This is a genomic window from Gordonia sp. 34D (assembly GCF_056682775.1).
In genome coordinates this window covers 1961471-1975199 of the sequence record NZ_CM155293.1, presented here as the reverse complement: position 1 = coordinate 1975199, position 13729 = coordinate 1961471, and the positions used below count along the sequence as shown (strand labels likewise).

Below are 13729 nucleotides of genomic sequence, written 5' to 3'. Positions count from 1 at the left end.
CTACTCGTCTTCGGCGTCTTCGGCGTCTTCGGCGTTGAGTGCGGCCTCGATGCGGCCGCGGGCACCTTCGAGGTGTTCGGTGCATCGTTTGGCGAGGAGTTCGCCGCGTTCCCACAGGGCGAGCGATTCGTCGAGGCCCAATCCGCCGCGCTCAAGCTGAGCCACCACGTCGGCTAGCTCGTCGCGGGCCTGCTCGTAGTCGAGTTCGGCGACGGGAATCAGGTCGTCAGCGGGTGACGTCACGGCTGTTCTCCTTCGGTAGTGATGGTGCCTGGCCCGATGATCGCCTGCTTAGATCCGTCGGCAACTCGAATCCGGACATGCGCCCCGGCCGGTAATTCATCGACGGACCGGACTGCGTGCGGGGCAGCGGAGTCGGTTCGCTGCACCACGGCGTAGCCGCGAGCCAAGGTTTGTGCCGGGCCCAGCGTCGAAAGTTGCGCAGCGAGACGCCCGGCGCGGTGCTCTTCCAAACTCAGCAAATGCCTCACGGTCCGGCGAACGTCGCGAATCGCGCCGTCGACGCGGTCTTGTCGGTCGTCGACCATGCGGAGGGGATTGGCCAGGACCGGCCGGGCTCGCAGGCCCTCGATGACGCGTTCCTCGCGGTGGACCCAATTGCGGAGGGCGTGCGCGCTGCGACGGCGCAGCGTAGCGATGCCGTGAAGTTCAGCAACGACGTCGGGGACGGCACGCTTCGCCGCATCGGTGGGGGTGGCGGCACGCACGTCGGCGACAAAATCGAGGAGCGGATTGTCGGGCTCGTGGCCGATCGCGCTGATGACCGGGGTCGTGCACTTTGCCACGGCGCGCAGGAGCGTCTCGTCAGAGAATGGCAGGAGGTCTTCGACGCTGCCGCCACCGCGGGCAATGATGATGACCTGCACGTGCGGGTCGGCGTCCAAGGCAGCGAGGTGCTCGACGATTGCCGGGACAGCCGTTGGTCCCTGGACCGGTGAATCTCGAACGTCGAACTGCACGGCCTCCCAGCGGGCCGAAGCTACCGCGATGACGTCGTGCTGAGCCGCACTGGCTCGACCGCTGATGAGGCCGATGGTGTGGGGCAGGAAGGGCAGGGGCTTTTTGCGGCGGACGTCGAACAGGCCCTCCGCGGCGAGCAAACTCTTGATGCGCTCGATCCGGGCCAAGAGTTCGCCGATCCCGACCGGACGGATGTCGGTGATCCGCAACGACAGCGTTCCGCGACCGGAATAGAAGCTCGGCCGACCGTAAACAACAACCCGCGCCCCCTCGGTCAACGGGACAGGGCTGCGTTCAAGCAAACCCGGATCGCACGTCACCGACAGCGACATGTCGGCGGCCGGATCGCGCAGCGTCAGAAATGCCGTCCGCGTTCCGCGCCGGTGATTGATCTGCGTGAGCTGTCCTTCCACCCACACCTGACCCAGCCGGTGGATCCAGTCAGCGATCTTGAAGCTGAGGGTCCGGACCGGCCACGGGTTGTCGGCAGAATTCGCTGGCGCCGGAGTCGTCACTTGGTGGGTTCGGACTTCTTCTGCTGGCTGGAGATGCGGTTGTCGATCATCGTGACGAACGGGGTCCGGTTGCGATTCTCGGCTTCGAACGCGCGCAGTTCGGTCAGTTCGTCGACGCCGAGGCCGCGAACCTTGGCGCGCAACTGAGCCAGAGTCAGGTTCGGGTAGTCGAGTTCGGCAACGGTCGGAGGCAGCGGCTGCGTCGAGTCCGTGGTGCGGTTCGTCGCACCATTTGTCACCTCGGTCGGCGCGGAACTGTACAAAGCGAAGCGACCCGAGTTGGTCTTGCCGTTTGCGGCTGTGCCGTTGGTCTCAGGTGCCGACGCCGAACCGGTCTCGGCAGGCTTTGCCTTGGCAGCAGTCGGGGAGGGGGTCGACGGGGTCTTCTTGGCTACCGGTTTGTCGACCTCTGGGATAGAGCGCGGGGCGTCCGTAACGAGCGGAGCCGACGCCGAATTGGTGTCGTCATCCTCGTCGAAACGGGCCCATTCTGGCTGCTCCTCCGTCTTATCGAAGTACGGCGCAAGCACCTCGTCACCCTTGATGGCGAGTTCGGCGATGTTCTGCTGCATCCGCATGCCAGCCTGCAGGCCGTGACTGATCGCGGTCATCGGGAAAGTGATGAGGCGGGTCGGGAATTTGCGGGTTTCCTCGATCGTGATGACTACCAAACCGGCGATCACTCGAGCGGGGTACGGAGGACGGCTCATGTAATTACTGTCTCACAGCCGTACCCTGGAGGTCATGGCTGATAGTAAGCGCGTCCTACTCGCGTCGCCCCGTGGATATTGTGCAGGCGTCGACCGGGCCGTGGAAACAGTCGAGCGAACCCTCGACAAGCACGGTGCCCCGGTGTACGTCCGTAAGGAGATTGTGCATAACCGGCACGTGGTCGACACCCTCATCGAACGTGGTGCGATCTTTGTTGATGAAACCGACGAGGTCCCGGAAGGTGCAATCGTCGTGTTTTCGGCGCACGGTGTGTCACCGGAGGTGCACCGGACTGCCGAAGCGCGGCAGTTGAAGACCATCGACGCGACATGCCCACTGGTGACGAAGGTGCACCAGGAGGCCAAGCGTTTCGCCCGCGACGACTTCGATATCATTCTGATTGGCCACGAGGGTCACGAGGAAGTGGAAGGCACCGCCGGTGAAGCGCCCGAGCACATCCAGGTGGTGGACGGTCCCGACGCTGTCGACAACGTTGTGGTTCGGGACCCCGAGCGCGTGATTTGGCTGTCGCAGACCACCCTGTCGGTGGACGAGACGATGGAGACCGTTGGCCGACTCCGCGAGAAGTTCCCGCTGCTCAACGATCCGCCGTCGGACGACATCTGCTACGCCACCCAGAACCGTCAGGTTGCGGTGAAGGCGATGGCCCCCGAGTGCGATCTGGTGATTGTTGTGGGGTCGCAGAACTCGTCGAACTCGCAGCGCCTAGTTGAGGTGGCGCTCCAGAACGGCGCGCAGGCGTCGTACTTGGTCGACTACGCCCGCGACATCGACCTCGCCTGGCTCGACGGCGTGCAGACCGTGGGCGTCACCTCCGGCGCGTCGGTGCCCGAGGTTCTGGTCCGGGGCGTCCTCGACCTGCTCGCCGAGCACGGCTACGAAGATGTCGAGACCGTGACGACCGCACAGGAAACTCTGGTCTTCGCGTTGCCGCGTGAACTGCGCCCGGCACGCAACCCGCGCTAGCGGTATCTTTCGTTTCGGCCGTACTTTGGGCCCCCGCCGTGGGCCCAAAGTACGGACGAATGCTTTGCAGACCTGGTCGTGGGGAAACGCGGGGGCGTATGGAAAAGGCACGGTTGGTGGCGCGCGTTGTCGCGTTACTCATTCTGGTGACGGGGTTTGCCGCGACCGTGGTGGCAGCACAACCGCGCACTGCCGACTACCCGGAGTTTGCTCGAGCTCTGGACAGCGGTTCAGTCGACTCAGTGGTGTTCGACGAATCCGACGGGACGGTTTCCGATACCTGGATTGGTGCCTGGTCGACGGGCCTGTTCCAGTGGCGGCGCGGCCCTATTGTTGCCGACCCCGTGTCGAAGTCCCAAGCGATGCAAAGCCTTCGAAATCGTGGCGTTGAGATCAGCGAAAATAGCGACCAGGTACCGAACAATTGGGCGTTTCGCTCTTCGGCCTGGTTCGGTATGGTTCTGACTTTGGCGTGGCTTGGGACGTTCGTTGCGATGTTGGCTTCGCGCCCGAGGTGGGGAAACCGGTGGGCCTGGTTCTGGATGTTCACCGTCGGTCAGGTTGGGGTCTTGCTCTACCTGCTCATTGAACCCGCGTCACTTTGGAAGAAGTCGGCGGTGTCTCCGTGCGTCGACGCGGCAACCGTTTCGGGTGGTGAGTCGACGCCGGATACCCGCGTGCACGGTTGGCGTGGATTGCTGTACGCGGTGTTCCTTGCCTTGGGTACCGCATTTTTCGTCGGGGCTGTCGGGTGGCTGAGGACCAACCTGTCCGGCTGATCTTCGCCGAGGGTCAACGCCGCTTCAGTAGCCAGCGCGCCAGCAGGACACAGCACCCAATACCGACCCCGGCCAGGATTACTCCTGTTCCGGGGTCTGTTTTGTTGGGCGAGGCATCGGACGTCAGGGCACGCGGGAGCACCGCGGTGCGGTCGTCAGCCGTCGTGGTGAGGGCGGCGACGGGGTCGACGAGGCCGCTGCCAACCGTGAGGTCATGGCCGCCACCGTGGGCCGTGCGAACAATCCGGTCGACAACTTCCGGGGCGGTCAGGCGGGGGAAGCGGCTACGGATCAAAGCGGCCACGCCCGCGACATAAGGTGCGGCATAGCTGGTTCCCGCCAAGGACGAGAGGCCGTCGTCAGTGCGGAGGGAATCGACGAGACGAGGTCCTGCCGAACCCGGCGCCAAGCTCACCACCTGCGTTCCCGGCGCGGCAACACCAACCCACGGGCCACGCAGGCTGAACTCCGCAGGTGCGCCGTTGGTGGCGTCGACCGCCGCGACCGTCAAGACCAGAGGCGAAAATCTGGCCGGGGTCACCGCAGTCCGAACCTGTGCCCACGCGAGTTCGGGTGATCCCGCACCGGCGGGATTCTGCTCGCGGCACCCCGTCGTCTCGGTGAGATTGCCTGCGGCAACCACGACAACTACGTCTCGCGCCCGAGCCTGGGCGAGGGCCGCACCGAGCAGACCGTCGCCGATATCCGCACCGGCCGGGAGGCAGGCGACCTCCGAAATGTTGATCACCCGGGCACCGAGGTCGATGGCGCGAATCACGGCGCGCGCGAGCGTTTCGATCGGTCCGAAACCTGCGCCGACCACGGCACCGTCGGCACCTCGGTTTTTGGCCGAGTATGCGCCAGAGGATTGGCGAATCGAAATGATCGTCGAATCGGGTGCGACCCCGACGAACCCATCGGCAATTGATCCCTGCCCGGCAATGATGCCGGCGACGAGGGTGCCGTGCGTGTCGCAGTCGGACAGGCCATCGCCGGTGCCGACGTAATCGCCGCCCGCGACCAACCGCGGCAGTCGTGCATGGGGGCTGACTCCGGTGTCGATAACGGCGACCTTGACGCCCCCGCCGCGACTGAAGTCGTGGGCGGCCGACACATTGAGCAGTCGGTGGCCAGGCGGCTGGTCTGAAGCTACCGCGTCGACGACGCTGGCGCAGTTTGCGCGCTGCTCTGTGGGTTCCGGTGGTCCGAGCGGTGTCGCGACCACCGCGGCCGGGATGACGGCTGGTCGGGGAGAGGCTGCGGCGGGCCACGCCGACGCGATCGCCAAGACTGCCGCGACGCCGGTCGCGGCGCAGAGACGGCGGATCACAGCTGACGGACGGTCCGGTAGACGTCTAGGACCCAGAAAAGCAGTGGGACCACCGCGATCAGCGCGGCGTACTCCAGGATCTCGGCGAGCCGGACGGCCGGCGGCGTGTACTCGGCACCGGCTGCGACGCATCCCAGCAGGAGCGCGGCGACCGCAAACCCAAGGAGCGCCACGAACACCGACAGTGGGCTCGGACCACCATCGGTGAACAGGACTGCGACGGCGGTGGACACCGCGGTGATGCCCGCGGCAGCAACGAGAAGTCCGGACTGCCACTGGTCGGTATGCGTACGTCCACGAGCGGCCACGGCGGCAACGATTGATCCGCAATAGGCCAGGGTGACGGTTGACGTGCCGCCGTTGGCGGCGACGATGACCGTGGCAATTCCCGTGACGACGACCGACCCCGCCAGGATGCCCGTCAAGAACGACGCGGCAATCCCGGCTCGCCGGGCGAGCGCCGACAGGTCGCCGAGCGCGAGGTCGGCGATCGCCCCGAGGGGGTCGTGCCCGGACAGTCGGAGTGCTTCGACGCCGTCGACCGATGCCGTTTCGGGGAATGCTGACGGGTCCGGAGTTGTCATGGGGACTGCGGGCAGCGGCAGTCGTGCGAGGACGATCGCTAGCCGGGGAGCCATCAGTACCACCGCAACACCGACAGCAGCGCTCACTGCGGCGACGTCGGCCAGCGGCATCGAGGAGACGGCAGCCAGTGTTCCCCCGAGTGCGATGAGGATTGCAGCGGTGGTGATCCCGGTATGCATCGCGGTGGCTGTTGCCTCCATGCCGGGGCGGTAGCCGATGACGGCGCAGAGTCCGGCCGCGATGGCAGCGACGGCCGTCTGGGCGCCGCCCGAGAAGTGGGACGCGGCCACGGCCGCCGCAAGCCCCGCCATGGCGCAGGCTCCCCAGGTCAGCACCGTTCCTGTTTGGGGGTCCACGCCCAAGCGTGCGCCTGCGACCGCGATCGTCAGCGCGATGGCCGCGCCCACCGCCGCGATCGTTCCGATCACAACGTGTCCGCCGCCAGCAGAAGCTGCTAGACCAACCGGGATCGCCGCCGTAGCCGCAAGTACAAACAGCACGTAGCCGATGGTGCGCGAAGCCGAGGCCGTCCAGCCGGTTCGCTCTTCGGTAAGGCTTATGGCTACTCCGTCGGCGACGTCGTCGACCAATGCGGACCGCTCCCGGGGGCGATCTGCGCGGACCATCAGCAAGTCGCCATCGAGGATCCCGGCTTGAGCCAGCGTTTCCGTCGGGGCCAGCCGCGCGCCGTCGACGCAAGCGAGCGTCCAACTAGGTGAATCAGAGCCGGAGGAATCTGGAACCTTCAGTGCAACAAGCAAATCCGGTAGGAGCGTCGCGATTGGAACCTCGGTGGGCAGGCCGACGTCGAGCTGTTTGCGGCCACCAAGAATGGAGATTCGAACTAAATCCGGTTCGACAAATACGGTCATTTTGGTAACCCCCCGAGGTTTTCTGACCACTCCCACACTCGCTTCCGCGAGGCGATGGCGTCGAGATAACCACGCCGACAACCTCGGCGGGGCGGATTTTAAAAATCGGGCAAATCGGCGCAGTCGCGGTGTTTGGCGACAGGTCGTTTGCTACGGCCCGACGACGAGGTCGGTTGCGGCTCTGATGAGAGTTTTGAGTTCGCGGGCATCGCCGTCAAACCATCGGCGGTAGGCGTATGCGGCCGCTGACAACACGCTGTGGACGCGCACGCCAGGTTCGAGGGAGTCGGGCGATGATCCCATTCGCTCGGCGGCGAGCAGCACTAATTCTCGGGCGTCTTCGTGGCGGATCAGGGTAATGCGATCGACGAGGTCTGGTGCGCTGGCGAGGGCTGTTCGCCAAAGTTCCAACTCGACGTCGGGGGATGCCTCGGTGCGTTCGACGATGGCGTCGGCGAGCGCGCGAGTAGCCGAGATACCTGTCGGCTGGGCGGCGAAAGCGGTGACGATTGCCGCGCTGCTGGCCTCGAGTGGGTAGAGGAGAAGGTCGTCTTTGCTGTTCACGTGTCGAAAGTAGGTGCTCTCGGAAACCCCTGCGGCCTCGGCGATCTGCTTGGTTGTCACCGACCCGAAGCCCAATTCGCTAAACAAACGCCAGGCGGCCGACTGGATGTCCTGTCGGACGCGGGCCCGCTGTCGCGAGCGCAATGGGTGACTCATGCTCCCTACGGTGCCCTCTTGAACGTTCACGTGCAAGATGATCGAAACTATCTATCTGGAACAAACTGTCAAGGCGGTCGCAGTAGGCGTGGGTGCGGGCTGGTGTGGGTAACAACCTGTTGGGCGACAACTCGGACAAAGCGGAGATTTCTACCGGGGGTCTTTGATACAAATCTCCCCAACGCATGCGGGGGGTGTGCGGGTCAGTTCAAGGGCTGGGGGCTCGCATGGCTGGTGCAACGATTGGTTTCGCACGTCGTCCGCGATTGGTACCGCCGGAGGTGGCCGTCGGCGAAATAGAACTGACAGCACCACCGGAACTGTCCCGTTCGGTCCCACCCAGCCTGCTGGTCCGACTGTTGCCCGTGGTCATGGTGGTGGCGGTGGTCGGAATGGTCGCGATGATGATCGTGACCGGGGGATCCGGGGCCCTCGCGAACCCGCTGTTCTTGATGTTTCCACTCATGATGGTGATGTCGATGGTCGGAATGTTTGCTTCTGGCGGTCGTGGGGGACCGGAGCGGGCGGCGGAATTGAACGAGAGTCGCAAAGACTACCTGCGACACCTCGGTCAATTGCGGGCGAGCGTCTCCGAAACAGCTGCCGCACAATATGAGTCGGCGGTTTGGCATCATCCGGAACCGACCTCACTGGGTGGATACGTCGGCGGGCGCCGGATGTGGGAGCGTCGACCGCTCGACGATGACTTCGTCCAAGTCCGGGTCGGACGAGGAACGCATCGGCTCGCGACGGCATTGATTCCGCCCGAAACGCCGCCGGGAGACGACCTCGAACCGGTGTCAGCCGTCGCCCTGCGCCGATTTGCGGTGGCGCACACCGCCGTCGACGACCTCCCGACAGCCATCGCCCTCGACAGTTTTCCCGCCGTCAGCATTAACGGTGATTCCGCCCAAGTGGATGGGCTTCTGCGGTCTATGTTGTGTGAACTTGCGGTGTTCCACGGACCCGACCATTTGCGGCTAGCCGTCGTCAGTGACGACCACCTTCCCGCCAAGTGGGATTGGCTTAAGTGGCTGCCACACGCGGGGCATCCGACGCGGGTGGATGCGCTCGGCGCGGTCCGGATGGTCTATCCAACGCTGGCGAAACTCGAGGCTGATCTGGCCGAAGATCTGGATGCCCGCGCGGGATTCTCGCGGACCGCTGACTCGCTCGCGTCGTCACACCTGGTGGTGGTTGTCGACACCGATGCCATGAACGTCGATGACGAACTCATCGGAGGTGCCGGATTAGATGGCGTCACCGTCATCGGGCTGGGGAGCGCACCGAGTCCACTGGCAGCGCAACGCGGACTGCAACTGGTGGTGACCGGGGGAAGGATCTCGGCGCGCACCGCTGCCGGGCTGGAAGAGTTCGCCATCGTTGACTTCCTCGATCGAGTCTCCGCAGAGGCGGTGGCACGCAGGTTGGCCCGATATCGCCCGGGGGGCCACGACATTCTCCTCGACCTCGACAGCCCGTTGGCCGCGAGCGACCCGGGGTTGCCTGCACTGCTGGGTATCCAGGATGCAGGCAGCTTTAGTCCGACTTCCGGTTGGGCAGGCCGCTCCGGCCCAAGTCGGTTACGGGTCCCGATCGGATACACGCCCAACGGCGCACCGGTTCACCTGGATCTCAAGGAGAGCGCGCACGGCGGGATGGGGCCGCACGGATTGTGCATCGGAGCGACGGGCAGTGGCAAGAGCGAACTGTTGCGCACCCTGGTGCTCGCGTTGATTGCCACGCACTCACCCGATGAACTCAACCTCGTCCTGGTCGACTTCAAAGGTGGTGCAACGTTTTTGGGTTTGGAGAAGGCCCGGCATACGGCGGCAGTCATCACCAACCTTGAGCAGGAACTCTCCATGGTCGACCGGATGGGTGACGCTTTGTCCGGCGAACTCAACCGGCGACAGGAACTGTTGCGTGCGGCGGGAAACTTCGCCAACGTCACCGACTACGAGGCTGCTCGCGCTGCCGGGGCTTCCCTCGACCCGCTTCCAGCGCTATTCATTGTCGTCGACGAGTTCTCCGAACTCCTCGCGCAGAAGCCCGAGTTCGCCGACCTCTTCGTCGCGATAGGCAGGCTGGGACGGTCGTTGCACATCCATCTGCTGCTCGCATCTCAGCGGCTGGAAGAAGGTCGGCTCCGCGGACTCGATAGTCACCTGTCATATCGGATCGGCTTAAAAACCTTCTCCGCCAACGAATCTCGCACGGTTTTGGGAGTCCCCGATGCCTATCACCTGCCGAATTCGCCGGGCGCGGCCTACCTGAAGTGTGACTCGTCGACGCCAACCCGCTTCGACACCTGCTTCGTCTCCGGACCATATCGTCCGCACCCAATCCCGGGAGTCGGCGCTGGAGATGGACCAGTCGCCGGGCTGGTGCCGCTGGCATTCACCACCGCGGAGGTTCCTCTCGAGGCAGTGCCGGTGATCGACGATGACTTTGCCGCCGGCCCGTCGGCGACGGTGCTTGAGACCATGGTGCAGGCGTTGGCAGGGCAGGGGCGTCGACCGCATCAGGTGTGGCTGCCGCCGCTCGAACCGGCGGTCACGCTCGATGCACTCGTCCTGGGAAAGGCCGAGCAAGTTCGACAACTATCATTCCCGTTCGGAATCATCGACCTGCCGTACGAGCAGCGCCGTGACATCGCCCGGCTCGACGTCTCCGGTGCCGGTGGCCACATCGCGGTGGTCGGTGGTCCACAAGCCGGCAAGTCGACGGCTTTGCGGACGCTGATCTGCGGTGCCGCAATAACACACACGCCCGAACAGGTGCAGTTCTATTGCATCGACTTCGGCGGTGGTTCGTTGGCGGCACTTGGCGGGCTGCCGCACGTTGGCTCCGTTGCGACCAAATCGAGCCGAGATACGTTGCGACGGACTCTCGCCGAAGTCGAGGGCGTCCGCTCGTATCGGGAGAAGGTGTTTGCCGAACACGGTATCGAGTCGATGCGGCAGTATCGCGAGGCCCGAGCTGCGGGCGCATTCCCCGATGACCGACACGGCGACGTCTTCCTCGTCATCGACGGAATCGGGTTGCTGCGCGCCGACTTTGAACTGCTCGAAGACCAGGTGAACACGCTGGTATCTGGCGGCCTCGCGTATGGGATTCACGTGATCGTGACGGCGACCCGCTGGGGCGAGATCCGGCCCGCGATGAAGGACCTCATGGGCGGGCGCATTGAATTGAAGCTCGGCGACGCGCTCGATTCGGAGATGGGTCGCCGAGCCGCCGCTGGAGTTCCGGAAGGACGCCCCGGTCGTGGCCTCACCGCGCAGGAGAAGCACCTGCTGGTGGCACTGCCGAGGATCGACGGTGTGGCCGATGCTGCGAGTGTTTCGGCAGGTACCGCAAGTCTTGTGGAACAGGTGACGGCGACTTTCGGCGGGCGGGCAGCACCGCCCGTGCGGATGCTTGCCCGACATGTTGGCAGCGAAGCCCTCGCGGCGGCAGTCGACGGTGTGCCGGTGGCGGCGGGACAGGTGGCGCTGGGCCTGTCGGAAGCAGATTTGGGGCCTTACCTCCTCGATTTCAACAGTCAACCGCACCTGCTGGTGTTCGCCGACGTGGAATCGGGGAAGACCGAAACACTCCGCACACTGGTTCGCGGTTTGGTCGCCTCAGCGACCCCCGAGGAGGCAAAGGTGGTGCTCGTCGACTACCGCCGTGGGCTCCTCGGTGAAATTCCCGAAGGGCATCTGGCCGGGTATGCGAGTTCGGAGCGGACCGCCCGTCCGATGATGGCGCAACTCGCCGAATTCTTCGCGGCACGACTACCGGGTGACGACGTAACCGCGCAGCAACTCCGCGACCGATCGTGGTGGTCGGGGCCCGCCGTGTACCTGGTCGTGGACGACTATGACCTCGTCGCCACCGCGTCCGGGAATCCATTGCTCCCACTCATCGAGATGGCGGGCCATGGCCGCGACATTGGGTTCCGCATGATCGTCGCCAGACGTTCGGGAGGGCTCGGTCGCGCACTATTCGATCCGGTCATCGCGTGCCTGCGCGACCTCTCGTGCGATGTCCTGCTGATGGACGGGGATCCGGACGAGGGCTACGTGGTTGGCAGACACCGGATGCAGCGACTTCCGGTCGGGCGCGGGGAACTGATTTCGCGCAATCGGGGCGCGCAGATCGTGCAGGTCGCGGTGGGTGAACACGCATGACCACTCCGACGATCGACCTCGCCTACGGACACGTGGACGATGGCGACCGGCGCCGTGACGTCTCAGCCTTGCTCGAGGACATCGACAGCGTGGCGCGCCGGGCCATCGCACGACCGGCGCTTGCCGAATGGGTGGCTCATGCGGGTCACATCGACTCGGTGTTGGTCCCAACGGTGTGGGGTCCGGTCCGGACAGCTTCGCTCCTCGCTGAGTTCACTGCGGTCGGTGCTCGCCCGAAACCGATTCCGCGCGCGGTAGCGATTGCCGCCTCCCATGCGGAGGCCACGGCGCAGCGATGCGTCGTCGTTGAAACGAGCCTGCTGCCGACCACCGGCGGGCATTGGAGTGCGCATGCGGTGACACGGCACAACGGGCAATGGGAACTGGGTGCGGGGGAGGTGACGCTGCCGCAGCGGATCCCCGTCGATCCGGGTTGGGCGCGCCTGCTCGAGACTGCTGACGCGGTGTTTGTCGATGGGCCCCATGCGGCGGTCGTGCAGGAGGCGCGGACGCTCTTGGCCACCTCGTTCGGGGTTGACGCGGTGCCCGTGGAACGGGACACCCTGGTGCTGCACGGTAGTCGTACCGGTGTGATGACGGGAGCGGACCTGCTTGCCGGACTTCCGCTTCCGCCGGTGCCCGCGCGACAACGGTTAAGTCGTGCGCCAGCGGTGGTCGTCGGATTGCTCGTGACGGCGACGGTCGCGACAGCGGCGTGGGTGCATTGGCCGCGGGCAATTCCGCCAGACCGAACCACGGCGGCTGTAGGCGCAGCCCAATTCGAGGTCCCGGGTTCGTGGCGGCGCACAGATCAGGACGCGCAGGCTGGCGGGCACCGCGCGGTATTTGTGTCACCAGACGACGGTCGGCGACTGATCGTCGTGGTGTCGCGATTGCGTGCCGGTTCCACTGCGGAGTCGGTGGCCTCCAGCCTGCGGAACCGAATCGCGCAGCGTGGAGATGACGCCGTTGCCGAGTTCACCCCTGATCTCACCTATGCGGGCAGGCACGTGATCGGTTACCGCGAGACGCCCGTTTCGGGCGCTCCGGTGGCTTGGTACGTGACCGTCGAAGACCCACTGCAAGTCAGCGTCGGCTGCCAGGCAGGAACCGGGGAGCACTCGGTTGATGGGCCTTGCCGGGCGACTGTCGGATCGCTGCGGGTGGCCGCCGGTTAGCGGTTCGGCGCGGCACGCGGTGATTGTCGTCGGTCATGACCATTGACGGCAGGCAGCGGTGTCAGCTCTTTGGTGCCGGGGCTTTCCGGTACGCGAAACTCCCAACCTGAAGGTAGGAGATGCGCTCGGCAAGGGGTGCGCTGATGCGTCCGAGGGCTCGGTAGACGTGCGCGTCCTTGCCGATGACCGAGGAGGTGCGGCCCTTCATCGTCACCGCGATCATCTTTTTCGCGGCCTTGCGTGGCGACATGGCGAAGCCCTTGGCAACGGCGATCGGGATGCCCATGCTTTCGGCGGTGTTGCGAACGATGTCGGTCCAGATGGTGCCCGGAGTCACCGTCGTCGCGGTGACGGAGGGGGCGAGGTGTCGCAGATCTTGGGACAGGCCGTAGCCGTAGTAGGCGACAGCGGCTTTTGATGCGCCGTAGACGGCCGCGCCGGGGACCGGCACGATCGCCGACAGGCTTGACGTCAGCATGATTCGTCCGCCGTCTGGCCGTTCGGCCAGGTGCGGGACGAACGCCTGCGTCATCTCGACGGTGCCGCGGAAGTTCACGGTCATCAGCTGGTCAATGCGTTCGGGTTCAATGTCGAGGGTGGTTCCGACCGATTGCGCGATACCGGCAATGTTGAACAATCCGTCGACGACGCCGTGGGCATCGAGGACTACCTGCGGAAAAGCCGCGACGGCATCGCTGTCGGAGATGTCGAGAACGTGCGTCGAAATCCGCGCGCCGGCAGCATCGGCCGTCTGCTGGAGGCCATCGGCATTGATGTCGACCGCGGCGACGGTGGCACCCTGCTCGACGAGCTCGAGGGCGACCTGCTGGCCGATCCCATTGCCTGCGCCCGTTACGACGAACACTTTTCCTTCGGTGGACAGGGCCATCTTG

Annotated in this window: 11 protein-coding genes; 4 read left to right on the top strand and 7 right to left on the bottom strand. The window is 65.2% G+C overall.

All coding sequences use genetic code 11. The features are described 5' to 3' along the window. From AC1L34_RS09130 to AC1L34_RS09120, 3 genes are read right to left on the bottom strand one after another with little or no spacing between them, the layout of a single operon-like run. Complete coding sequence (locus AC1L34_RS09130; RefSeq protein ID WP_424295670.1) at positions 1 to 243, bottom strand: exodeoxyribonuclease VII small subunit; 243 nt, start codon at positions 241 to 243, stop codon at positions 1 to 3. Then, complete coding sequence (gene xseA / locus AC1L34_RS09125) at positions 240 to 1496, bottom strand: exodeoxyribonuclease VII large subunit (RefSeq protein WP_480034691.1); 1257 nt, start codon at positions 1494 to 1496, stop codon at positions 240 to 242. Before xseA ends, AC1L34_RS09130 begins: the two co-directional genes overlap by 4 nt. After that, positions 1493 to 2206, bottom strand: coding sequence for a lipid droplet-associated protein (locus tag AC1L34_RS09120; protein ID WP_424293687.1), 714 nt, complete (start codon positions 2204 to 2206; stop codon positions 1493 to 1495). The genes xseA and AC1L34_RS09120 overlap by 4 nt, the downstream gene beginning before the upstream one ends. 34 nt (positions 2207 to 2240) lie before the next feature. Between AC1L34_RS09120 and AC1L34_RS09115 the strand changes: the two genes are divergently transcribed. After that, positions 2241 to 3194, top strand: a complete 954-nt coding sequence (locus AC1L34_RS09115; protein ID WP_424293688.1) for a 4-hydroxy-3-methylbut-2-enyl diphosphate reductase — start codon at positions 2241 to 2243, stop codon at positions 3192 to 3194. Between the two features lie 98 nt (positions 3195 to 3292). After that, positions 3293 to 3973, top strand: a complete 681-nt coding sequence (locus tag AC1L34_RS09110) for a hypothetical protein (RefSeq protein ID WP_480034690.1) — start codon at positions 3293 to 3295, stop codon at positions 3971 to 3973. 13 nt (positions 3974 to 3986) lie between these two features. Here the strand turns inward: AC1L34_RS09110 and mycP are convergent, their stop codons facing one another. The 3 genes from mycP to AC1L34_RS09095 all read right to left on the bottom strand — a co-directional run bounded on the left by mycP (position 3987) and on the right by AC1L34_RS09095 (position 7480). Then, the gene (mycP, locus tag AC1L34_RS09105; RefSeq protein WP_480034689.1) at positions 3987 to 5303 is read right to left on the bottom strand and encodes a type VII secretion-associated serine protease mycosin; all 1317 of its coding nucleotides are present in this window, start codon (positions 5301 to 5303) and stop codon (positions 3987 to 3989) included. Then, positions 5300 to 6760, bottom strand: a complete 1461-nt coding sequence (eccD, locus tag AC1L34_RS09100) for a type VII secretion integral membrane protein EccD (protein WP_480035293.1) — start codon at positions 6758 to 6760, stop codon at positions 5300 to 5302. Before eccD ends, mycP begins: the two co-directional genes overlap by 4 nt. A gap of 150 nt (positions 6761 to 6910) precedes the next feature. Beyond that, positions 6911 to 7480, bottom strand: a complete 570-nt coding sequence (locus AC1L34_RS09095) for a TetR/AcrR family transcriptional regulator (RefSeq protein WP_480035292.1) — start codon at positions 7478 to 7480, stop codon at positions 6911 to 6913. 227 nt (positions 7481 to 7707) lie between these two features. Here AC1L34_RS09095 and eccCa point away from each other — a divergent pair, with 227 nt between their 5' ends. Continuing rightward, a complete protein-coding gene (eccCa, locus tag AC1L34_RS09090; RefSeq protein WP_480035291.1) occupies positions 7708 to 11658 on the top strand; it encodes a type VII secretion protein EccCa in 3951 nt (1316 codons plus the stop codon). Beyond that, the gene (locus AC1L34_RS09085; RefSeq protein ID WP_424322540.1) at positions 11655 to 12836 is read left to right on the top strand and encodes a type VII secretion-associated protein; all 1182 of its coding nucleotides are present in this window, start codon (positions 11655 to 11657) and stop codon (positions 12834 to 12836) included. The genes eccCa and AC1L34_RS09085 overlap by 4 nt, the downstream gene beginning before the upstream one ends. A 61-nt stretch (positions 12837 to 12897) precedes the next feature. On the opposite strand, the gene AC1L34_RS09080 is transcribed toward AC1L34_RS09085, so the two are convergent. Next, entirely contained in the window at positions 12898 to 13725 is an 828-nt protein-coding gene (locus AC1L34_RS09080; protein WP_480035290.1) for an SDR family NAD(P)-dependent oxidoreductase, read from the bottom strand. Positions 13726 to 13729: the final 4 nt, after the last annotated feature.